The sequence below is a fragment of the Clostridium sp. X genome (genome assembly GCF_055755365.1).
Map to the genome: position 1 here is coordinate 3,068,898 of NZ_CM146912.1, position 21,947 is coordinate 3,090,844.

Sequence of the window (21,947 nt, forward strand, 5' to 3'; positions counted from 1 at the left end):
TTCTAGATAACACTGTTATTGATATCTAATGCATTTACAATAGAAGATATATTATACACTATCTTTTTCGCTACCTCTGGATTATTCATAGTATAGATATGAATACCTGATACTCCTGAAGATAGTAGATCTACAATCTGCTCTGTTGCATAAGCTATCCCAGCATCTTTTAATGCCTCTGGTTTATCTATATACTTCTCAATTATTTTAGAGAATTTTTCTGGTATATTAGCTCCACAAAGACTAGCTATTCTTTTAACCTGTCTGCTATTTATAACTGGCATTACCCCTACCTCAATCGGAGTAGCAATTCCCATTAAATCTGTTTTTTCTTTGAAGTTATAAAAATAATTGTTATCGAAAAATAACTGTGTTATAAGAAAATCTGTTCCATTATCTACTTTATTTTTAAGATTGAATAAGTCACTTTTAATATCACTTGCTTCTATATGTCCTTCTGGGTAACAAGTACCACCTACACAAAAATAATTATCCTGTTTTATGTGCTTAACTAAATCTACCGCGTGATTAAACTGAAGTGGTTCAGGAAACTTAAAATCTGGGTCTTGTGGAAAATCTCCTCTTAATGCAAGAACATTTTCTATATTACTTTCTTTTAGCTGCTTTAGTATATAATCTACTTCATCTTTAGTTGATGAAATACAAGTTAAGTGTGCTAGTGCCTCAATATCATATTTATTCTTTATTATTGATGCTATTTCTACTGTTTTGTTTCTGCTTGCACTGCTTCCCCCCGCACCATAAGTTACACTTATATAATCTGGTCTAAGCGGTGCTAATGCATCAATAGTTTTATAAATACTTTCAATTGAAGAATCCTTTTGTGGCGGAAATATCTCAAAGGAAATTACCGGTTTCTTACTTGTAAACAAATCTTTTATTAACATTAAATAGCCCCCTATAAATTAATTTGCCCCTTTTTAAAAACAAAAAAGCTACTTTTCTATAAGAAAAGCAGCTTAAATTTCTATAAATATATATATCAAATCTACGCTCACTCTCTTATCTCTCAAAATCAATGATTTTGCAGGATTTGACACCGTTGTATTAAAAATACCGGTTGTCGGGTTTCAAAGGGCCAGTCCCTCCACCTCTCGTGATAAGAAAATTATTCTATTAAATTTAACTATGATTCATTTTAATACTTTTGTTTTATCATGTCAATATATAAATAAATAATATTCCTTTATTTTAATACTAAAAGTTATAAAATCCTAGATATTTGTAATAATATATTTACACACGAACATTTGTTTGCTATAATTTTGTTATTATTAGTAGAGGAGCGCTATTATGGATATACAGGAAAAATTAAAAATACTATCTGATGCAGCTAAATATGATGTTTCTTGCTCTTCTAGTGGAAGCAAAAGAAAAAATTCAAAGGGCGGCCTAGGCAATGCCAGTGAAAGTGGAATATGCCATAGCTTTACTTCCGATGGAAGATGTATTTCTCTTCTTAAAATCTTACTTACAAATTACTGCTGCTTTGATTGTGCGTATTGCATAAATAGATTTTCAAATGATGTACCTAGAGCAGCTTTTACTCCCGAAGAAATAGTAGATTTAACCGTAAATTTTTACAAAAGAAATTACATAGAGGGTTTATTTTTAAGTTCTGGAGTATTCAAAAGTCCAAATTATACTATGGAGCTTATGATTGAAGTGGTATCTAACCTTCGTAACATTCATAACTTTAATGGATACATACATATGAAAGCTATACCTGGCTGTGATCCACTACTTATAAAAAGAGCAGGAGAGCTAGTAGACAGAATGAGTGTTAATATTGAATTACCCTCTTCATCTAGCTTAAAGCTTCTAGCTCCTCAAAAGACTAAAGAAACTATATTGAAACCTATGTCATTTATAAGTTCCCAAATATCAGAGACAAAGTACTCCTCAAAGTATTTAAAAAGTACTCCCTCTTTTGTACCAGGAGGTCAAAGTAGTCAACTAATAATTGGAGCAACCCCTGAAAATGACTTCCATATATTAAAGCTATCAGAAAATCTCTACAAAAGTTATGGATTAAAAAGAGTTTATTATTCTGCTTACGTTCCAATATCAAATAATCCAAAACTGCCAGCTTTAAATAGTCCCCCTCTTCTAAGAGAACATAGACTGTATCAAGCTGATTGGCTTCTTAGATTTTATGGGTTTTCTGCTAAAGAGCTCTTAAATGAAAATAATCCTAACTTTGACATACATCTAGACCCCAAAACTGACTGGGCACTAAAAAATATTGAAAAGTTCCCTATAGAAATAAATAAAGCCTATACAAGTGATCTAATGAGAATACCTGGTATAGGGGTTAGGTCTGTACGTAAAATTGCCTCTGCAAGGAGAGTTCATTCTTTAGACTTTCCAGACTTAAAAAAATTAGGAGTGGTTTTAAAAAGGGCTCAGTATTTTATAACCTGCAAAGGAAAGTACTATGGTGATGTAAGATTTAGAGAAGACTTTATTAGGGAGCGTCTTGTTAATAACCCAAGCAACAGCTTGTACAGTAGCAATTCTTTAAATAATTACGAACAGCTATCCTTTCTAACTTCTACTCCAGCTATTTATAGACCTGATGATTCCTTAAGCCGAATACATGGAGAATTTTGATATGCTATTTTTAATAATATATATGTTTTTTAAGTTTAAAACACAATAAATTAGAAACTAGAGGTGATATTTTGCTTTGTTATATATATGACGGTAGCTTTGAGGGTCTTCTTACTTCTGTCTATGAAGCCTATTATAGTAGTAAAAAACCTGAGAAAATCTTAAAAGAGGCTGAATTTATTCCCGACTTATTAACTAATCCTATATATATTGAAACTAATAAAATCAAAGCGTCTAAAGTGTATGAGGCTATAAAAATAAAGATTTCACCTATTTCATTAAAGTACATATTTTATGTATATCTTTCTGAAATTAATGGTTGTAGTAATTTGATTTATACTTATATAAGACTTGGTTTTAAACTTGGTAATAAGTTAGATTTATATGTACAGGATACTAGAGTTTTGGAGATTCATAAAGCAGTTAAGAAAGTTACCTTTGAAATTCATAGGTTACTGGGACTTGTACGATTTAAAAGTATAGAGAATAAATTTTTGTACTCTCCTATAGAACCTGATCATAATATAATAGCTTTAATTACTCCACACTTTGCAGAGAGATTAGCCAATGAAAACTTTATAATTCATGATGTTAAGAGAGGAATAGCTGCCATATATAATAAAAATGAGTGGTCAATTACGTCTCTCTCTAAAGAACAAAGTCTTAAATTACTATTGGAAAATGAAGATGGTATCTATGAAATGCTATGGAAAGAGTACTTTAAAAGTACCACTATAGAAAATAGACTTAATCCTAAACTTCAAAAGATGCATATGCCGAAAAGATATTGGAAGTTCCTTACGGAACTTTCCTAATCCCTATTTTAATTTATTTATCATGCTTGCTAAATATCCTGCTCCAAAGCCGTTGTCTATATTAACAACGCTAGTCCCACTCGAACAACTGTTTAGCATGGATAAAAGTGCTGAAAGTCCACCAAAATTAGCTCCGTACCCTACACTGGTTGGCACTGCAATAACTGGTTTATCAACAAGTCCTCCTATAACACTAGCAAGTGCTCCCTCCATACCTGCTACTGCAACTACAACTTTAGCCCCTCTAATTATATCTAACTTACTAAATAATCTATGTATTCCTGCTACCCCTACGTCATTAATTCTCTCAACTTTATTTCCAAATATCTCAGCTGTAATTGCAGCTTCTTCTGATACCGACAGATCCGATGTACCTGCTGTAACTACAGCAATATATGTATCAGTTTCTATAATATCCTTCTTTTTTACTGTAATAGTTTTTGCAAGTTCATTATACTCTGCTTCCTTACATATTTCCTTTACTGCCTTGAACATTTCTTTTGTAGCCTTAGTCCCTAAAATATTGTTGTCCTTTGTATTCATAAACTCTATGATACCTTTAACCTGTTCAACTGTTTTTCCTGCACAGTATATGACCTCAGGATATCCTACTCTTAGTTCTCTATGATTATCAATCTTTGCATACCCTAATTCCTTATACGGTAAGTCTTCAAGTTTTTCTGTGGCAACATCAATTGATATACTTCCATTTTTTACTCCTTCTAAAAGTGTTCTCATATCCTCTGAGTTCATCCTAATTCCCCTTTTCTTCTATTCCAACATTAAGGCTTCCTGTTTTATACCCTTGCATATCTAAAGATACATAGTTAAATCCAAACTCCTTAAGCTTTGTAGAAATTTCGTTTAATAAATTTTCATCAAATAATCTGTTTATAGCTTCTCTTGGAACCTCAATTCTAGCTAAATCTCCGTGAGATCTTACACGAACTGCAATAAACCCTTTATCCATTAAGTATCTTTCTGATTTCTCTATTTTCTCAAACTCTTCTACTTTAAGTTCAGTTCCATATGGAATTCTCGAAAGAATACAAGCATAAGGTGGCTTATTCCAAGTTGGTAAATTAAGTTCTTTTGAAAGTTCTCTTATTTCTTTTTTACTTAGTCCATTTTCAAGAAGTGGACTTTTAATATCAAGCTCCTTTAAAGCTCTTAGTCCTGGTCTGTAATCATTTATATCATCAGCATTTGTTCCATCTAATACATATTTATAACCATTTTTTACTGCAAATTCTTTTACCATTGTAAACACTGCTGTTTTACACAGATAACACCTATCTTTTGGATTAAACTTAATTTCATCTATTATAGTAGGCACTTCTAAAAATTCATGTCTTATTTTTATTTCCTTTACTAGCTCTTTTGCTTCTTCTATTTCCCACTTAGGAATATAGGGAGAATTTATTGTAAGTGCTACTGCCTTATCCCCTAAAGCCTCTTTTGCCACTTTAAGAAGGAATGTACTATCTACTCCTCCTGAAAAAGCAACTACAACACTTCCTAAATTTTTTAGATAATTAATTAGATTAAGATATTTTTCATTATTCATTTATTGTTACTCCCCTATTCTTTTTAATACTTCATCATATACTTTCTTAATAGGCTCATTTTTATCTTCTGCAAGTTTTTTGCAATCTTCGTATTCTGGTTTTACTCTAATCATTTCCCCTTTATAATAAGCTTTTTTAATGCTTATTTCTCCATAAACCGTATCAATAGTTTCTATCTTTCTTTTTAGCTTTGTCCTATTAATCTTATATTCTCTAATGCCCAAAGTCGTTGTTTCTCTAAACATTATTTCCTTTAAAATTTCTTTATCTTCTTCTTTAACTAATACACTTAATATAACTCCTAATCTTTCCTTCTTCATAAGAATCGGAACTCTGTATACATCTATGGCTCCCTTACTAAAAAGCTTTCCGATTATGTATTCATACAGTTCCGGATTCATATCATCAATATTACATTCTAGAAGGTAGGCTTCATCTTTATCTACATCATCTACCTGTGATTCTTCAGTTTTTTTTACCTAAATACACCCTTAGAACATTTGGAATTTCTGTATCCCTATTACCTACTCCATATCCTATCTTTTCAATAATAAATTCTTTAATATCTGAAAACTCCTCAACGGTTGAAGCTAGTATCGCAGCCCCTGTTGGTGTTGTAGTTTCAAAAGGTACTATACCTGCCTTTACTGGAACCCCTTTAAGTATTTCTACTGTAGCAGGTGCTGGAACTGGAATAAGTCCATGCGCACACTTAACAAAGCCCCCACCTAATTCCACTGATGATGCCATAATCTTATCTACTTTTAAATACTCTAAACATATAGCTGCTCCTACTATATCTATAATAGAGTCTATAGCACCTACTTCATGAAAATGAACTTCATATAATGATTTCCCATGAACTTTTGCCTCTGCCTCTGCTACCTTTTTAAAGATATTCAAACTTGCTTTTTTCACATTATCATTTAACTCACTTGAATTGATTATATGTTCAATATGTTCTAGATTCCTATGCACATGATGCCCTTCATGAGAGTGATTATGAGAATGATTATGGTGACCGTTACCATGACTGTGTTCATGCTTTAAGATTACATCTACTTTTGTTCCATCAATATCTTTTCTACTTTCTCTTCTAACTTTTATCTCGAATTCATTATCTAATTTCAATTTTGAAAGTTCTTTTATCAAAAAATCCTTGTCCACCCCAACATCTATCATAGCTCCTAAGTTCATATCTCCACTTATTCCTGCAAAGCAATCATAATAAAGTATCCTCACGTTTACCTCTCCATTCTTTCATAATTAATGCATTTTAGGGGCATAACACATTTTTTCACAAAAACTGTGTTATGCCCCTATTTATTATTATATAATATCCTAAATTTTAATTAAATAAGTATATCTCTTTTAATAAACACTACATGTGAAATAAGATAACTTACAACTGACCATACAACCATTACCCCTACTGCAAAAACTGTTGTCACACTGGGATTATTGAAGCTTAGAGCCATATTGCCACTTAAAATTGTTGATGCATCTCCAAAGGTAGTGAATATAAAATGTGCATAGTCTCTAACATAAGGTATGTTTTGAAATATTGTAAATACTATAATCGTTACTACACTTATAGCAATTGACACCATACTGCTTTTTACAACAGTAGATAATAAAAAAGCAAAGGATGCTGAAGCTACTATAAATAGTACTTGAAGTAAAAACATCTGTATTAAATATTTCCACATAGGTATTATGATTGTACTTCCCTCTACCACACTCATAGCTTTACGTCCCATTTCTACTGCAACTGAATTATCATATACAAATCTTGTGCCGACTGCTATAGGATAATCCATATTTCCAAAACTAAATATCATACCCATTATTAAAAATGCTGTAAGCTCTATAAGAACAATAATTATTGTTGCAGATAACAGTAATGCAATAAACTTTGATAGTAATACCTTTCCTCTTGATACCGGTTGAGTTAGTAAAAACTTCATAGTAGCTGGAGTGTATTCTCCTGAAACCATATCTGAACTAAATATAATCACTCCTACTACTAGGAAAATTGCCCCAAGAATACTAAATAGATCTCTAATGTACTTTGTTGCTGTTACATCGTAAGAATTATATTCCGGTTCGATATCTTTAGCTAATAGTTCTTTTTTAATCATAAGCTCTGTCTTTATTCTCTCTTTTTCTTGACCACCTATTTGAGTATTATTAACCTGTTCCTCAAGGTTTTTTACTTCCCTCTTTAATGTAACTCTCCAATCCGGCTTCACTCCTACCTGTTCCTTTTTAATTTCTTCTATTCTAAGGTTAGCTTCCTTTATCATCTCATCAAACTGTTTTTTCTCTGCCTCTGGAATACTATTATCCTTTTTCATAGCATTAAAGTGTTCAATGCTTGCCTGTTCATTTTGGATCCTTGTCTCTGGTCTATTCCACTCTTTCATGTTCTCAGCATTTTTATAAGATGCAAATCCCATAAATCCTACAAGTAAAATGAACATAACTGTTACTACCAAAGTTTTTCTTCTTTGCATAAGTTTTATGATTTCATTTTTAATTAGTGTAATCATCATATTGCTCTTTTTCCTCCCTCTACAAGTTCCATATATCTTTCTTCTAATTCTGCGTGCTTTTTATATATTTCTTCTAAGTGAATCCTATTTTCTGAAAGCTTAAATATAAGCTCTGGAACTAGCCCCTTATCAACACTACATTTAATTAGTTCATTATCTAAAGAAATCTGTCGTACAAATTCTAGATCTTCTAGTATTTCAATACACTTCTCTTTTTCTCTTACAGATAAAACTATATTTTCTATCTCATCTTTTAGAATATCTCCATTTACACTTTCAACTGATTGAATAACTCCATTATTTATAAATGCAACTCTATCACAGACCATTTGTATTTCACTTAATATATGTGAGGAAATAAACACTGCTGTTTTTGTTTCTTTAGCTGCCTTTTTAACTATATCTCTAAAATCTAAAATACCTGTTGGATCAAGTCCATTTGTTGGTTCATCAAGTATTAGTAGCTTTGGTTTTGCAATTAGTGCCGATGCAAGACCTAATCTCTGCTTCATACCTAGAGAATACTTTTTAACCTTATCATCTATTCTATCCTTTAAATTTACCAGCTCAATAATCTCATTTACATAGGCTTTATCTATCTTTCTGATTCTAGCAATCTGCATTAAATTTTCTCTTCCTGAAAGATATGTGTATAATTCAGGATTTTCTACAACTGCTCCTACTGCAGCTAATGCCTCTTCTCTTTCTCTTCCTATATCATGTCCATCAATTGAAATACTTCCTGAATTTGGTGCAATAAGTCCAACTAGCATTCTAATAGTTGTAGTTTTACCTGCTCCATTTGGTCCTAAGAAACCAAATATATCCCCTTCTTTTACATTAAAACTTATACCTTTTATAATCTCTCTTTTACCAAGACGCTTTTTCACATCTTTAACTTCTAGTATATTCACACTAAACCCTCTCTTTCTTATCTTTTATTTACTTCAATGATATTTCTTGTTATAAGATATACAATATATCCACATAATAAAGCTAATAATATTGTTAAATTTATTACTTTATTTGCAATAGGTAAATATGCTTCCATATTACTAAGGTCATATTCATACAAATTATAATGTCCTTTTAACATTCCTGAGGCAATTACTCCACCTAAAAGTCCAAAACATATTGAGACCCCTATCTTAAAAATTACTTCTAGTGGTTTAAAAACTACAATATATCCATTTCTCTCTAGTGGAATTTTCTTAAATGCATATACTAATAAAAATACAAGTATTAATATTGCTATTACTAAAATAATAGACCTTTTATAATTACTAAACGTATAGTTATCAGATAAATCTAGATTATAACCACCTAAAAAAGTATTTAATACAATAATTTCTATTTTGTTTGAAATATTTGAATATTGTTCCTGAGATAGTACATTCCAGTTTAAGGCAAATACTCTTAATAACTCACTAATTAATGCTGATAATCCCATAGGTAGTACTAAAAATATACTCCCAACAACTCCTCCAAAGATATTTTTGCCTGTGAGGCTTTGAATAAGCATTATAAATGTAACTATAAATAAATACGTCAAAGAATTCAAAAGAGTCCACTGCAATATCATATTCCAATTCATATAAATTTCTAAAAGATCCTTATTCCCTATATATACTACACTCATAACAACAAAACTTAAGAGTATTGGTATTACTACTGTTAATGCCGCCATAATCCATTTTGTAAAGATTATTTCTTCTCTTTTAAAAGGCATAGAACTTAAGGATTCGTATTTTTTCCCTATAATGTCAATTCCGATAGCAAAGGTTCCAATAATAATCACAGTACCTACTAGCAATACTTCATCAAATCTAGGTTTTACTAAGACGTTAGTAAAAAAGTGTAGATAATATTCATCATATCTTTTTTCTTGTAATCTCTGGACTACATTTATAAAAGGCATTATTATGAGTAAATATATTTCCATTAGAAACAAGAAACTAAGTGGCATCATGTTTTTCCATTCTTTATATAAGAGAGCTTTATTTAAATAACTCTTCATAATTCACATCACCTCCCACTGAATATATAAACATATCTTCAAGGCTTAAATCTATTTCTTCTTGGAAGATAACTTCACAGTTATTAAGTTTATCCATAAATTTCTTATTGTAATCCTTTGTCACTATATTATAAACTCTTCCTACTTTTTCAGTTTTAATTATTTCTTCCCATTTCTCCAAATTTTCTGGTGCCTCATCCTTAAACACTACTTGGATTTTTCTTATGCTCTTTTTCATATTTTCTATAGAATTTGAATACTTAATTTCTCCCTTATTAAGTATAGCAATACTATCACAAATTCTTTCAAGCTCTGATAGATTGTGAGAAGATATAAATATAGTAGTTCCTCTTTCTGCCGCATCTTCTAAAAGAATATTTAAAAATTGTCTTTTAACTATAGGATCAAGTCCATTGGTAGGCTCATCTAATACTAAAATCTCTGGCATAATGCTTAGATTTAACATTATGGAAAGTCTCATTTTCATACCCTTTGAAAACTTTCTTATGGATTTTTTCTCTGGAAGCTGAAAAACTTCATTTAGTTTATTAAATCTATCCATACTAAAACTTTTATAGCTATAAGAGTAAAACTTAACTATATCCTTTAAGTTAAAATAATTAAATAAGTTATTTTCGTCTGTTACATATCCTATAATATTTTTTATAATATTATTGTCAAATACAGATTCTCCTTTAACTTTTACATCACCCTTATCTAACTTATATATTCCAGTTATATTTTTAATAAGAGTTGTCTTACCTGCTCCATTTGGGCCTATAAGTCCAAAAATACTTCCCTTCTCTATCTTCAGATTTATATCCCTTAGAACTTCTTTATCCGAAAGACTCTTGCACCCATTAACAATCTCTATCACTGCTTCCTCACCTCCTCATAAGACTCGTTTATTAGCTTTACAATATCCTCTTTCTTAATTCCCATATAATGAGCTTCTAGTATTATTTTCTTTATATCTTCTTTTAATTTTTCCATTCTACTTTCCTCCACTCTAGGCTTATAATTTGAGGAAACATAAGTCCCTTTCCCTCTTATAGTCTCTATAACCCCTTGTCTTTCAAGTTCCGTATAGGCTTTACTAACTGTGTTGGGATTAGTTGTTATAAGAGAAGACATTTCTCTAACTGAAGGTAATTTATCTCCTGGCATCAATAGTCCTTTTAAAATATTTTCTTTTATTCCATGAATTATCTGCTCGTAAATTGGTCTACTGCTTCTTACATCAATATTTATCAAATTTTAATTCACCTCCAGATACTTGCTATGCATTAAGTGTACTAACTGTATTATGTGTACTATGTCAATTAGTACAGTTATAGTATAATAGTAATTAATAAACTTGTAAAGATAAAATATAAGAATTTTACGTCGTAAATTTCTTTTACTTGTGTTATAATAGCAACTAAGTTAAAATTTAATACATAAAATATTGCAGGGGTGCCTACTATGGCTGAGAGGAACTATTTCTAACCCTTCGGACCTGATACTAGGTAATACTAGCGCAGGAAGCAATAAGTAGTTTATATGATATATAGCTTCTTGTGCTTTGTGGTAGAGAAGCTTTTTTTATTACTCTAAAGCACTTATGCAATATTCCTTTGTATAGGTGCTATTTTATTTTATAGAAAGGGTGTTTTTATGAAAAAGGTACTAACAATTGCCGGATCTGATAGCTGCGGTGGAGCAGGTATACAAGCGGATTTAAAAGCTATGAGTGCACTTGGTGTTTACGGAATGAGTGTAATTTGCGCAGTAACTGCTCAAAATACTCAAGGTGTTACTGCTGTTCAAGATATTAGTAAAGAGCTAGTTGAAGCGCAAATGAGGGCAATCTTTGATGATATAGAGGTAGATGCTGTAAAGATAGGAATGGTATCTAACTCTGAGACAATTAATATCATTAAAAATATTTTATTAGAATATAAGGTGAAAAATATAGTACTTGACCCTGTTATGATATCTAAAAGTGGCTACTATCTTCTAAAGCCTGAAGCTATTGATGAGCTAAAAGCTTTAATAAGTATTGCAGATATTGTAACTCCTAACATTCCTGAGGCAGAAGAACTCACTAAAATGAAGATAACTACGGAAGAAGACATGAAAAATGCAGCATTAAAAATTAAAGATTATGGGATAAAAAGTGTATTAGTTAAAGGTGGACACAGATGTAATGATTCAACTGATGTGCTATATTATGATAATAAATTTTTATCTATAGAAGGAACAAGAATAGATACTAAAAATACTCATGGTACTGGTTGTACTTTGTCTTCAGCAATAGCTAGTTTCTTAGCTAAGGGCTATACAATTAATGAATCAGTAACTCTTGCAAAGGATTATATAACCCTGTCTATTAAAAACTCTTTTTCCATTGGACATGGCGTTGGCCCAGTAGGACACTTTATAGACTTATATAATAAAGGAGGAATAAAATATGATTAAAGATGTGTGTAATGTTCTTTCTAAAGTTAGAGAAAAAACACCTCTAGTTCAAGCTCTTACAAACTACGTTACAATAAATGATTGTGCAAATATATTATTAGCTTATGGTGCATCTCCTGCTATGGTGGAAGCCTATGATGAGGCCTATGACTTTGCTAAAATTTCATCATCAATTTATATAAATACAGGTACACTAACAAGAGAACAAGAGCAGGCTATGCTTATGGCTGTAATCTCTGCTAAAAACAATAATATACCTGTAGTTCTAGATCCTGTGGCTTGTGGAGCTATTAAAAGAAAAGTTGACTTCATACAAAAGGTTTTTGAAATTGGCAGAATTGATATTATAAAAGGAAATTTAGGAGAAATAAAATTTTTAGCAGGATTTGATGCACAAACTCGTGGAGTAGATTCTATAGATGATGGTAGTAATTCTGTAGAAGCTTGTATTACCCTTGCTAAAAAATATAATTGTGTTGTAGCCGCCACTGGAGCTCAAGACATAATAACAGATGGAGTAAGAACAGCAATAATCAAAAACGGTACCCCTCTTTTAACTTTAGTTACAGGGGCTGGCTGTATGGTAGGTGCTCTTACCGCTGCAACTGCTGCTGTATGTGAGGATAAGTTTATAGCTGCAGTTACATCAGTGTTATCTATGAATTTAGCTGGAGAGCATGCAGCAACGGAAGCCAAAGCTCCTGGTACTTTTAAAGTTAAACTCATAGATGAGATATACTTATTAAAAGAACATGCGCTTGAGGAAGAAGGTAAAATTCAATGGATATAGACTATAAATTATATTTAATTACAGATAGAAGTTTTTTAAATGGCCGTGACTTAAAAAATTGTATTGAAGATGCCCTAAAAGGTGGAGCAACTTTAGTTCAGATAAGAGAAAAAGACACCTCTACAAGAGATTTTTTTCAAGTGGCCAAGGAAATTAAAGAGGTTACATCTAAATATAATGTCCCACTTATAATTAACGATAGAATTGATATAGCACTTGCTATAGACGCTGAAGGTGTTCACCTTGGGCAAAGTGACATGCCTATAGCTATTGCTAGAGGCATACTAGGTAAAGATAAAATTATAGGTATTTCTGCTAATAATCTAGATGAAGCTATAGACGCACAAAAAAATGGTGCAGATTATTTAGGTCTTGGACCTGTATTCTACACCGGAACTAAGAAAGATATTAAGGAACCTATAGGCCTTACTGGATTAAAAGAACTTACTAAAAACATTAATATACCTTCAGTAGCTATAGGTGGAATAAATAAAGAAAATGCTAAATCCATCTTAGATTCTGGAGTAAATGGCATTTCCCTTATATCTGCGATTTTAGGAAGCGAAAATATAGAAAAAGCAACTGTGGAACTCTTAGCAGTTTTAGAAGGTTAACTATCTCTAAATTCTATATACTGCTCTTTAAATTAAACATGGACAATTGGCAATGCTAAATATTTTGCTTATGCAAAACTCTGCACATTGTCAATTGCCCATTCTAAATCATAAATGTTCTTTTATATCCTTCAAAACTCCATTTACTTAAAAACTTCTCCGCACTCTTATATCCTGACTGAAAGAGCTCATTGCTTTTTTCTTTACTTATATTAAATTGAGTGGTACTAACCCCTAATGTAGGTATAGGTATTGTTCTTACCCAGTCCTTATCTCTAACATATACTTCTTCATTTTTATTAATCATAGCACTAACTATATCTAATAAATAAGAGATTATATCTGTTTTTGATCTTGATGTGTAGCTCTTATGATTTTCTATTAATTTCATTCCAAAGGTAGGCCATTTATCTATTCCTTCCACGTCAAAAAGCCATATAGGAAAATTGCTTAATATACCACCATCAACAATAAAACTCATACCATCATTATATTTAAGTTTTACTGGTTTAAAAAAGATAGGAATACTTATACTCATACTCACTGCCTTAGATATCTTAAAATCCATTGGTTCTATGCCATAGTTCCTAATTCCCTCTGGTAAAACTAACATATCACCTTTTGTTATATCCGATGCAATTATCTGAAGTGGAGATTTACCTTTATGACTTATATCCCTAAATGTAGTCTTTCCTTTCTTCTCTAAGAGTTCCTCTATGTATGTCTCTATAGTATCTACAGAATACACTCCTTTGTCCTTAATTAAACTTATTATATTCTGAGGTACTGATAAAATTTTGGGCTTTCTTATATCATTTTTATAAACTAACTGTAAATAGTTAATATTCGTAACTATATCCTTTAACTCCTTTCCTGTGTAACCTGCTGCTAAAAGAGATGCTACAATTGCTCCAGCTGAAGTTCCTGCATAATTCTTTATTTTATACCCTCTATCTTCAAGACAACATACAGCTCCAACTAATCCTATCCCTTTAACCCCTCCACCTTCGAAGACAGCGTTAATATACATATTTATCACCACATTATATAATATCTTTAAATAAGAAAAGAGTTACAATAACTTATATATTCTATAAGTCACTGCAACTCTGAATCAGTTAAGCAGATATCCAAAATCTATGATTTTGTGATAGTCGCTTACTCATTCGAGGAACGAGAAGGAGTTTCATTCTTAAGATGGTCGTATTACGGAAAGTATTATCTAAATACCTCATCACTAAATCCTTCATTTAGTACATTTTTTACATACTCTTTAGCTGAGAAAAGAGATAAATCTCTATAATTACCGCATTGTATTTCATTTGATGCTGGTATTACTTCTTCATTTAATATCTTGTTTAAAGAGTAATCTAATGCTTCTATTACTTCTTTAGGTTCTCTTTCTCCCCATGCTATTAAATAAAATCCTGTTCTACATCCCATTGGAGATATATCTATTATTCCATCCATTTTCTCTCTCATAAATCCTGCTAAAAAGTGTTCTATTGTGTGCACTGCTGCTGTTGGCATATCTTTGACATTAGGTTGAGTAAATCTTAAATCAAATTTTGTAACTATATCTCCCTTTTGTCCTTCTAATCTGCCACACTTTCTTACATAAGGTGCTTTTACCTTTGTGTGATCTAATTCAAAACTTTCCACTTTAATCATGTAGTTTTCTCCCCTCCGTTTATTAACCATAGTAATAATTATTACATTTTAGATTAGTATACTAAACTTAATTTACATTTACAATTATCAAGAAATATTTATTATAAGAAAAACTTTCTTTAAAATGAAACACTCATACAGTATTTTACCTGCATGAGTGTTATTAATATAGTAATCTATTAATCTTCTAATTCTAAAACGCTCTCTCCATATGACTCGTCATTCTCTAATTTATGAGCGTATGTTTTTATATATTTTATTTTATCTTCTAACTTATCTTTACATTCTGTTTCTCTACCTATAACTCTTCCATCTTTACATTTATAAAAAAACTCTATTTTCACTTATGTCACCTCCTAATAATTATATATTATAATAGGATGTAGTTTATGCTTATCTATGAAGATGATTTAAGTTAAATTTATATATTTACTATATTCTTCCATCTTTCACTTTAAAGTTAATAATTAGTTTTCATTTTATTAGGCCTCCTTTTGTTTACTAGAGACAATTTTTCTGTTAAAATTATATTATGATATATATTTACTAAATAACATATCATTTTCATACAATATTTTCTAAATTTTGACACTTAATAACAATAATATATATGGGAGTAGGATGACTAATGACTAAAAAAAATAAGTTTAATAATTACTATAATTCATTAGAAAGTGGTGAAGATACAAAAAAATACATAAAAGAAATGTACGATATGTCAGATAAAAATTCTAAAAATATTAATATTATATTTGCTTCATTTGGAATACCTTTGTTTATTATTTTTACACTTACTATACTACAGATGTTTTCTTTTTCTGCAAATTTAGTCCAAGCTCATACTAAGTCATCAGAAGTACAAATCGTTTCTACTATCGATACTGACTCATCTAATGGAAAAGAAGTAACTTCTTCAACTGATAATGCTTCTACTAATGAAGGTGTAAATATTCAGCTAAATCTAAAATTAACAACTTACTTAAAAGGAAATAAAAATAGAGAAGCTTCTTTAGATAAAGCAACAGCATTAAATGGTGGAAGTGATAAAGGTCTTGCTACTATGTTCATAGCTCAAATTTTAAGAGATAACGACTATGCAATTCCTGAAAAAGTAATAAACACTCAATCTCTAGTAGATTATCTTGAAAAAGATGGCTGGGAAAAAGTTACTGACTTTAATAAACTTCAAGAAGGCGATATTTGCTTTACTTTAAAATCTAAATCTGGAGCTCCATCACACACTTATATATTTATGGGATGGGTAACTAAGGGTAAAACAGACTATGGATATATAGTAGATAATCAGCTTGCTGAATATAACGATACTTATCACAAAAGAAATATTTCAGTTGCAACACCAAAGAAAGACAAATTTGATTTCTTTATGAGAAAAAAATAAATAATCTTAAACATAAATAGAAATAAGGTGCTAGAGTAGCACCTTATTTCTATTTATCCATTATTTTCAAAAGAGCATCATAATTAGCTTTTATAGTATACTCAATATCTTCATCACTGTGAGCAGTTGATAAAAATATGGCCTCAAATTGGGCTGGTGCTACAAGAACCCCTCTATCTAGCATCTCTTTAAAATATAGAGCATACTTTTCAGTATTGCATTTTGTTACATCTTCATAATTCTCAAAAGGTCCTTCTCCGAAAAATAAACAAAGCATAGCTTTAAATCTTACTACAGTTGCATTTATTTTTAAAGTTTCTATGTTCTTTTTAAAACCCTCTTCTAAGACTTTAGCCTTACTTTCTAAAACTTCATATATATCTTTATTATCCTTTAATATATTTAAATTTTTATATCCCATATACATAGCAAGTGGGTTTCCTGATAGGGTTCCAGCCTGATAAACAGGTCCTACTGGAGATATACATTCCATTATATCTCTTCTCCCACCATAAGCTCCTACAGGAAGTCCTGCTCCTATTATCTTTCCAAAGCAAGTAATGTCTGCATCTACTCCATAAACCTCTTGTGCTCCGCCATAAGACAGTCTAAATCCTGTTATAACTTCGTCGAATATTAGAATAGAACCATATTCCTTAGTTATATCTCTAAGTCCTTGCAAAAATTCTTTTTTTCCTGGAACTACTCCCATATTTCCTGATACGGGTTCTACTATAATTGCAGCTATATCGCTTCCCTGTTCTTCAAATATTTTTTTAACTTCATCTAAATTATTGTACTGACAAACTAAAGTGTCTTTTACAGTATCCTCTGGAACTCCTGGACTTGTAGGAACACCAAAGGTTATAGTTCCTGAACCTGACTTTACAAGTAGTGCATCAGAATGTCCATGATAACATCCTTCAAACTTTAATATTTTATTTCTCTTTGTAAATCCTCTAGCAAGTCTAAGAGCACTCATGGTAGCTTCTGTTCCTGAGTTTACCATTCTCACCATATCTACAGATGGATAAGCTTCAACTATAAGCTTTGCCATTTTAACTTCTATTTCTGTTGGAACTCCATAGCTTGTTCCTCTAGCTACTATCTCTTCTATTCCCTGAATAAGCTCTTTGTTACTATGACCTAGTATTAGCGGGCCCCAAGAGCATATATAGTCTATATACTCATTTCCATCAACATCATAAATCTTAGAACCTTCTGCTCTTTCAACAAAAATAGGACTCATTCCCACAGATTTAAAAGCTCTAACTGGGCTATTAACTCCTCCCGGAATATATTCTACCGCTTCTTTAAATAGTTCTTCTGATTTTTTATATACTCTATTATTCATTACTCTACCTCCTAAGCATTCTCGCAGCATCCTTTGCAAAATAAGTTATAATTATATCAGCTCCTGCTCTTTTTATAGAAAGAAGAGTTTCCATAATAGCCTCTTCACTTAAAAGACCATTATCTATACAAGTTCTTATCATAGCGTACTCTCCGCTTACGTTATATGCTGCAATAGGGAGATTAAAATTATCTTTAATCTTTCTTATAACATCTAGATATGCAAGAGCTGGCTTTACCATTACAATATCTGCTCCCTCTTCTATATCTAATTCAACTTCTCGTATAGCCTCATTTATATTTGCAGGATCCATTTGATATGACTTTCTATCCCCAAAGGCTGGTGTTGATTCCGCCGCTTCTCTAAATGGTCCATAAAAGGCAGAAGCATATTTTGCACTATATGCCATTATAGGAATATTTACATATCCTTTTTCATCTAACATATCTCTTATAAATCCAATTCTTCCATCCATCATATCAGAAGGAGCTACCATATCTGCTCCAGCTTCTACATGGCTTATAGCAGTTTTCCCAAGATACTCTAGTGTTTTATCATTATCTACATATCCACTATCCGTAAGTATTCCACAATGACCATGTGAGGTATATTCACACATACATATATCTGTTATAACGTACATATCATTAAACTTACTCTTTATTTCTCTTATAGCCTTTTGAATTATTCCATGGTCATGATAAGCTCCGCATCCTTCCTCATCTTTATGATGTGGAATTCCAAAAAGTATAACAGACTTTATTCCTAAATCAATAAGTTCTCTAATTTCTTCCTCTAATCTATCAAGTGAAAGATGATAATTCCCCTTTAATGAAGTGATCTCTTTTTTTATATTTTCTCCTTCAACAATAAACAGTGGATATACTAAAGTATCTAAGCTTAATCTAGTCTCTCTAACTAATCCTCTAATTGTCTCATTTCCTCTAAGTCGTCTTGGCCTTCTTCTCATGTTCATCAAATTTTCCTCCCCATAAATCTAGTCCCTAGTTTATGTTCTTTTTACTTTATTCATTTACTAAACTGGTTCTATTTTTCACTAATTACTGCCTCTACTACTCCATCAATAGTGTATTCTTCTGCTTCTCTATGTATTTCTAGTCCAAAGCTCTCTATTGTTTTAGAGGTTATAGGTCCTATAGATATTAATTTTGTACTACTTAATCTATTTAAATTTTCTTCTCCTATAATTTCAACGAAGTTTTTTACTGTAGAAGAACTAGTAAAGGTTATGTAGTCTACCTTATCTTCCTTTAAAAGTTCTAATATTTCTTCTTTATCTCCTTCGCCTTTCACAGTTCTATAAATTTTACATTCTTTAACTTCACATATTTTAGTTAGCTCTTCAATTAAATAATCTCTAGCAATACTTGCTCTAGGCATAAGAATTTTATCTTCCTTAGTTAAAATGTCTTTTAACTCTTCTACTATTGCTTCTCCAACAAATCTTTTTGGAATTATGTCTGAGATTATTCCATATTTCTTCACGGCATTAAAGGTTGCAGGTCCAATTGATAGCACTTTTAACCTACTTAGTTTTCTACTATCAAAACCTAATTCAAATAATCTTTGAAAAAATATTTCTGCTCCATTTTCACTAGTAAAAATTAAATAAGTGTATTTCTCTAGTTGTACTATCTCCTCATCTAATTCTCTACTTGGAGTAATCTTTTCAATTTTTATAGTTGGAAACTCTATATAATTTCCTCCAAGCTCATTTATCTTCTCTACAAGACTACTACTCTGTGCTCTAGCTCTTGTAACTACAATACTTTTCCCAAAAAGAGGCTTCTCTTCAAAGAAATTTAAATCTTTTCTTAAACCTACTACTTCACCAATTACAATTAAGCTAGGTGGTTTTATATTTTCTAAAATTGCTTTTGAATATATATTTTCTAGATTTCCCACTACAACCTTTTGTTTTGGTGTAGTTGCCCAATTTATAATAGCTACTGGTGTACTTTTATCTTTTCCTTCTTTAATTAGATTTTCACATATATTTTTAAGATTAGAAACTCCCATTAAAAATACTAATGTTCCCTTTAAAGAAGAAAGATTCTTCCAATCTAATTCCTTATCTTCTTCCTTTAAATGTCCTGTTATAACATGAAAAGAAGAAGCAAAGTCTCTATGAGTTATTGGTATACCAGCATAGCATAGTCCTCCAATAGCTGAAGTTATTCCTGGCACCACCTCAAAGAATACTCCTCTTTCTCTTAGATATTCTCCTTCTTCTCCCCCTCTACCAAATACATAGGGATCTCCTCCCTTTAGTCTAACAACTTTATTGCCTTCTTTAGCTTTTTTAACTATTATCTCATTTATTTCATCTTGAGTTTTAGTATGATTCTTAGATTTTTTACCAACATATATAAACTCACAGCTATTTTTTGCTTCTTTAATTAGATTCTTATTTACAAGATTGTCATATACAATAACATCTGCCTCTTTTATACATTCCATTCCTTTAAGGGTTATAAGCTTATAATCTCCCGGACCAGCCCCTATTAAATAAACTTTTCCACTCATAATTAATTACTCTCCTTAAGTACACTTTCCGCTAATTTAAAACCAAGCTCCTCTGGATTATTAATCTCTCCTTCTATGGACCTTTTAATAATCACTGTTCCCTCTTCATTGCCTAGAAGTCCTTTTAGCACAATTTTTTCTCCGTTTATAGTACATAATGCTCCTACCGGAAGATGACATCCCCCATTTACTCCTTTTAAAAAAGCTCTTTCTGCCTTTGCTTGTATCAAAGCTTCTTTATCTTCTATACATTTTAAAAGCTTATCAATTTTAGAATCTTCTTTTTTAATCTCTATAGCTAATATTCCTTGTGACGGTGCTGGTAATAATATATCCTCATTCAAATAAACTATAGTATATTCTAAAGTATTTTCCAGTCCTAATCTTTTTACTCCTGCCGCCGCTAGCACAACTCCATCTAACTTTTCACTATAAATCTTTTTCATTCTAGTATCTATATTTCCTCTTATAGGAACTATCTCTAAATCAGCTTTAAATTCTAATAATTGATATTTTCGTCTTTTACTTCCTGTACCTATTTTTGCCCCTATAGGTAAGTCCTCTAGAGTTTTATATCTTTTATCTAATACTAAAATATCTCTATAATCTTCTCTTTTGGGAACATAAGAGAATTTAAGCTTCTCAGGAGTGGATGTAGCCATATCCTTCATGCTATGAATAGCCATATGTATTTCACCTTTTAAAAGCTGATCTTCTATCTCCTCTACAAATACTCCCTTTCCGCCTATTTTATCTAGTGCTATATTTATCAATTCATCTCCCTTTGTCTTTATAACTTTAATCTCAAAGTCTACCTCTGGATGATGCTCTTTTATTTTATCTATAACCCATTGTGTTTGAGTTAGGGCAAGCTTGCTCCCTCTAGACCCAACAATTACCTTCATTCTCTTTCCCTCTTTCTCCGCTCTTTAGTAAAACCTCATATGAATCTTGAAGTTTTTTTATATCCATATCTATTATAGCCTTTAAAAGTCTTACTTTTTCATTTTCATCACATATATTTTTCAATATTATCTCTCTAAGTTTACCTAAAAGTTCTACATATTCTTCATACTCACTGCTATATTTTTCTTCTAATTCTCTCTTTATTTTAGCCGACAAAGCTGGGCTTTTGCCCATAGTAGATATAGAAATTAGTAAATCTCCTCTCTTTAGTGTAGATGGTACTATAAAGTCTGATAAGTCCATATCATCAACTACATTACAAAGAATACCATTCTCCCTACAGTAATTGCTTATATTTTTATTTATTTCATTATGTTCAGTTGCCGCTATTACTAGTAAACATCCTCTTATATACTCTTCCTTATATGTATCCTCTACTATTTCTAATTTACTATTAAAGCTTGTTTTTAAATCTATAAACTCCTCAACTAGTTTAGGACTTACAATTCTTACTAATGCTCCAAACTCCAATAACTTTTTAGCCTTTCTGTATCCAACTTTTCCGCCGCCAATTATGGCAACAGGTTTATCTTTAATATTAATCATTAAAGGATAAT

General features: G+C 31.1%; 22 protein-coding genes, 1 pseudogene and 2 riboswitches. Of the genes and pseudogenes, 6 read left to right on the plus strand and 17 right to left on the minus strand.

Translation table 11 applies throughout. The features are described from left to right. Positions 1-2: 2 nt before the first annotated feature. The gene (gene metF / locus ACX0KU_RS15460; RefSeq protein WP_472990873.1) at positions 3-908 is read right to left on the minus strand and encodes a methylenetetrahydrofolate reductase [NAD(P)H]; all 906 of its coding nucleotides are present in this window, start codon (positions 906-908) and stop codon (positions 3-5) included. Positions 909-1,020: 112 nt separating this feature from the next. After that, a riboswitch (SAM riboswitch) is annotated at positions 1,021-1,127 on the minus strand. Between the two features lie 187 nt (positions 1,128-1,314). Here metF and ACX0KU_RS15465 point away from each other — a divergent pair. Both ACX0KU_RS15465 and ACX0KU_RS15470 read left to right on the plus strand, forming a co-directional pair. Then, positions 1,315-2,634 carry a putative DNA modification/repair radical SAM protein gene (locus ACX0KU_RS15465; protein WP_472990874.1) on the plus strand — a complete coding sequence of 440 codons (1,320 nt, stop codon included), beginning with the start codon at positions 1,315-1,317 and terminating at the stop codon, positions 2,632-2,634. Positions 2,635-2,705: 71 nt separating this feature from the next. Continuing rightward, positions 2,706-3,449: a TIGR03915 family putative DNA repair protein gene (locus tag ACX0KU_RS15470; RefSeq protein WP_472990875.1), complete on the plus strand. Its 744-nt coding sequence runs from the start codon at positions 2,706-2,708 to the stop codon at positions 3,447-3,449. A gap of 3 nt (positions 3,450-3,452) precedes the next feature. Here ACX0KU_RS15470 and larB read toward each other — a convergent pair whose 3' ends face one another. From larB to ACX0KU_RS15510, 8 genes and pseudogenes are all read right to left on the minus strand, one after another. Next, entirely contained in the window at positions 3,453-4,202 is a 750-nt protein-coding gene (gene larB, locus ACX0KU_RS15475; protein ID WP_472990876.1) for a nickel pincer cofactor biosynthesis protein LarB, read from the minus strand. Between the two features lies 1 nt (position 4,203). Further along, positions 4,204-5,016, minus strand: coding sequence for an ATP-dependent sacrificial sulfur transferase LarE (gene larE, locus ACX0KU_RS15480; RefSeq protein WP_472990877.1), 813 nt, complete (start codon positions 5,014-5,016; stop codon positions 4,204-4,206). Positions 5,017-5,022: 6 nt separating this feature from the next. Then, positions 5,023-6,259, minus strand: a pseudogene (gene larC, locus ACX0KU_RS15485) (nickel pincer cofactor biosynthesis protein LarC). Between the two features lie 110 nt (positions 6,260-6,369). Further along, complete coding sequence (locus ACX0KU_RS15490) at positions 6,370-7,572, minus strand: ABC transporter permease subunit (protein WP_472990878.1); 1,203 nt, start codon at positions 7,570-7,572, stop codon at positions 6,370-6,372. Continuing rightward, the gene (locus tag ACX0KU_RS15495) at positions 7,569-8,486 is read right to left on the minus strand and encodes an ABC transporter ATP-binding protein (protein ID WP_472990879.1); all 918 of its coding nucleotides are present in this window, start codon (positions 8,484-8,486) and stop codon (positions 7,569-7,571) included. The genes ACX0KU_RS15490 and ACX0KU_RS15495 overlap by 4 nt, the downstream gene beginning before the upstream one ends. A gap of 17 nt (positions 8,487-8,503) precedes the next feature. Further along, positions 8,504-9,589, minus strand: a complete 1,086-nt coding sequence (locus ACX0KU_RS15500; protein WP_472990880.1) for an ABC-2 transporter permease — start codon at positions 9,587-9,589, stop codon at positions 8,504-8,506. Next, entirely contained in the window at positions 9,570-10,466 is an 897-nt protein-coding gene (locus ACX0KU_RS15505) for an ABC transporter ATP-binding protein (protein ID WP_472990881.1), read from the minus strand. Before ACX0KU_RS15505 ends, ACX0KU_RS15500 begins: the two co-directional genes overlap by 20 nt. Next, entirely contained in the window at positions 10,463-10,843 is a 381-nt protein-coding gene (locus ACX0KU_RS15510) for a GntR family transcriptional regulator (protein ID WP_472990882.1), read from the minus strand. Before ACX0KU_RS15510 ends, ACX0KU_RS15505 begins: the two co-directional genes overlap by 4 nt. A gap of 187 nt (positions 10,844-11,030) precedes the next feature. After that, a riboswitch (TPP riboswitch) is annotated at positions 11,031-11,132 on the plus strand. A 113-nt stretch (positions 11,133-11,245) separates the two neighbouring features. Between ACX0KU_RS15510 and thiD the strand changes: the two genes are divergently transcribed. From thiD to thiE, 3 genes are read left to right on the plus strand one after another with little or no spacing between them, the layout of a single operon-like run. After that, on the plus strand, positions 11,246-12,049 hold the full coding sequence (gene thiD, locus ACX0KU_RS15515; protein ID WP_472990883.1) for a bifunctional hydroxymethylpyrimidine kinase/phosphomethylpyrimidine kinase: 804 nt from the start codon (positions 11,246-11,248) through the stop codon (positions 12,047-12,049). After that, a complete protein-coding gene (gene thiM, locus ACX0KU_RS15520; RefSeq protein ID WP_472990884.1) occupies positions 12,042-12,839 on the plus strand; it encodes a hydroxyethylthiazole kinase in 798 nt (265 codons plus the stop codon). The genes thiD and thiM overlap by 8 nt, the downstream gene beginning before the upstream one ends. Beyond that, positions 12,830-13,453, plus strand: coding sequence for a thiamine phosphate synthase (thiE, locus tag ACX0KU_RS15525; protein ID WP_472990885.1), 624 nt, complete (start codon positions 12,830-12,832; stop codon positions 13,451-13,453). The genes thiM and thiE overlap by 10 nt, the downstream gene beginning before the upstream one ends. 103 nt (positions 13,454-13,556) lie before the next feature. Here the strand turns inward: thiE and ACX0KU_RS15530 are convergent, their stop codons facing one another. The 3 genes from ACX0KU_RS15530 to ACX0KU_RS15540 form a co-directional block, all read right to left on the minus strand. Further along, complete coding sequence (locus tag ACX0KU_RS15530) at positions 13,557-14,483, minus strand: patatin-like phospholipase family protein (protein WP_472990886.1); 927 nt, start codon at positions 14,481-14,483, stop codon at positions 13,557-13,559. Positions 14,484-14,671: 188 nt separating this feature from the next. Beyond that, positions 14,672-15,124, minus strand: coding sequence for an S-ribosylhomocysteine lyase (locus ACX0KU_RS15535; RefSeq protein WP_472990887.1), 453 nt, complete (start codon positions 15,122-15,124; stop codon positions 14,672-14,674). Between the two features lie 179 nt (positions 15,125-15,303). Then, on the minus strand, positions 15,304-15,468 hold the full coding sequence (locus ACX0KU_RS15540; protein WP_472990888.1) for a hypothetical protein: 165 nt from the start codon (positions 15,466-15,468) through the stop codon (positions 15,304-15,306). Between the two features lie 284 nt (positions 15,469-15,752). On the opposite strand from ACX0KU_RS15540, the gene ACX0KU_RS15545 reads away from it, so the two are divergent. Continuing rightward, positions 15,753-16,523 carry a hypothetical protein gene (locus tag ACX0KU_RS15545; protein WP_472990889.1) on the plus strand — a complete coding sequence of 257 codons (771 nt, stop codon included), beginning with the start codon at positions 15,753-15,755 and terminating at the stop codon, positions 16,521-16,523. Positions 16,524-16,572: 49 nt separating this feature from the next. Here the strand turns inward: ACX0KU_RS15545 and hemL are convergent, their stop codons facing one another. The 5 genes from hemL to ACX0KU_RS15570 all read right to left on the minus strand — a co-directional run bounded on the left by hemL (position 16,573) and on the right by ACX0KU_RS15570 (position 21,936). After that, positions 16,573-17,877, minus strand: a complete 1,305-nt coding sequence (hemL, locus tag ACX0KU_RS15550; protein WP_472990890.1) for a glutamate-1-semialdehyde 2,1-aminomutase — start codon at positions 17,875-17,877, stop codon at positions 16,573-16,575. A 4-nt stretch (positions 17,878-17,881) separates the two neighbouring features. After that, a complete protein-coding gene (hemB, locus tag ACX0KU_RS15555) occupies positions 17,882-18,853 on the minus strand; it encodes a porphobilinogen synthase (RefSeq protein ID WP_472990891.1) in 972 nt (323 codons plus the stop codon). Between the two features lie 71 nt (positions 18,854-18,924). Then, positions 18,925-20,424 (minus strand): uroporphyrinogen-III C-methyltransferase, encoded by a 1,500-nt coding sequence (cobA, locus tag ACX0KU_RS15560; protein WP_472990892.1) that lies wholly within the window; start codon positions 20,422-20,424, stop codon positions 18,925-18,927. A 2-nt stretch (positions 20,425-20,426) separates the two neighbouring features. Then, the gene (gene hemC / locus ACX0KU_RS15565; RefSeq protein ID WP_472990893.1) at positions 20,427-21,329 is read right to left on the minus strand and encodes a hydroxymethylbilane synthase; all 903 of its coding nucleotides are present in this window, start codon (positions 21,327-21,329) and stop codon (positions 20,427-20,429) included. Beyond that, positions 21,307-21,936: a precorrin-2 dehydrogenase/sirohydrochlorin ferrochelatase family protein gene (locus tag ACX0KU_RS15570; RefSeq protein ID WP_472990894.1), complete on the minus strand. Its 630-nt coding sequence runs from the start codon at positions 21,934-21,936 to the stop codon at positions 21,307-21,309. Before ACX0KU_RS15570 ends, hemC begins: the two co-directional genes overlap by 23 nt. Between the last annotated feature and the right edge of the window lie 11 nt (positions 21,937-21,947).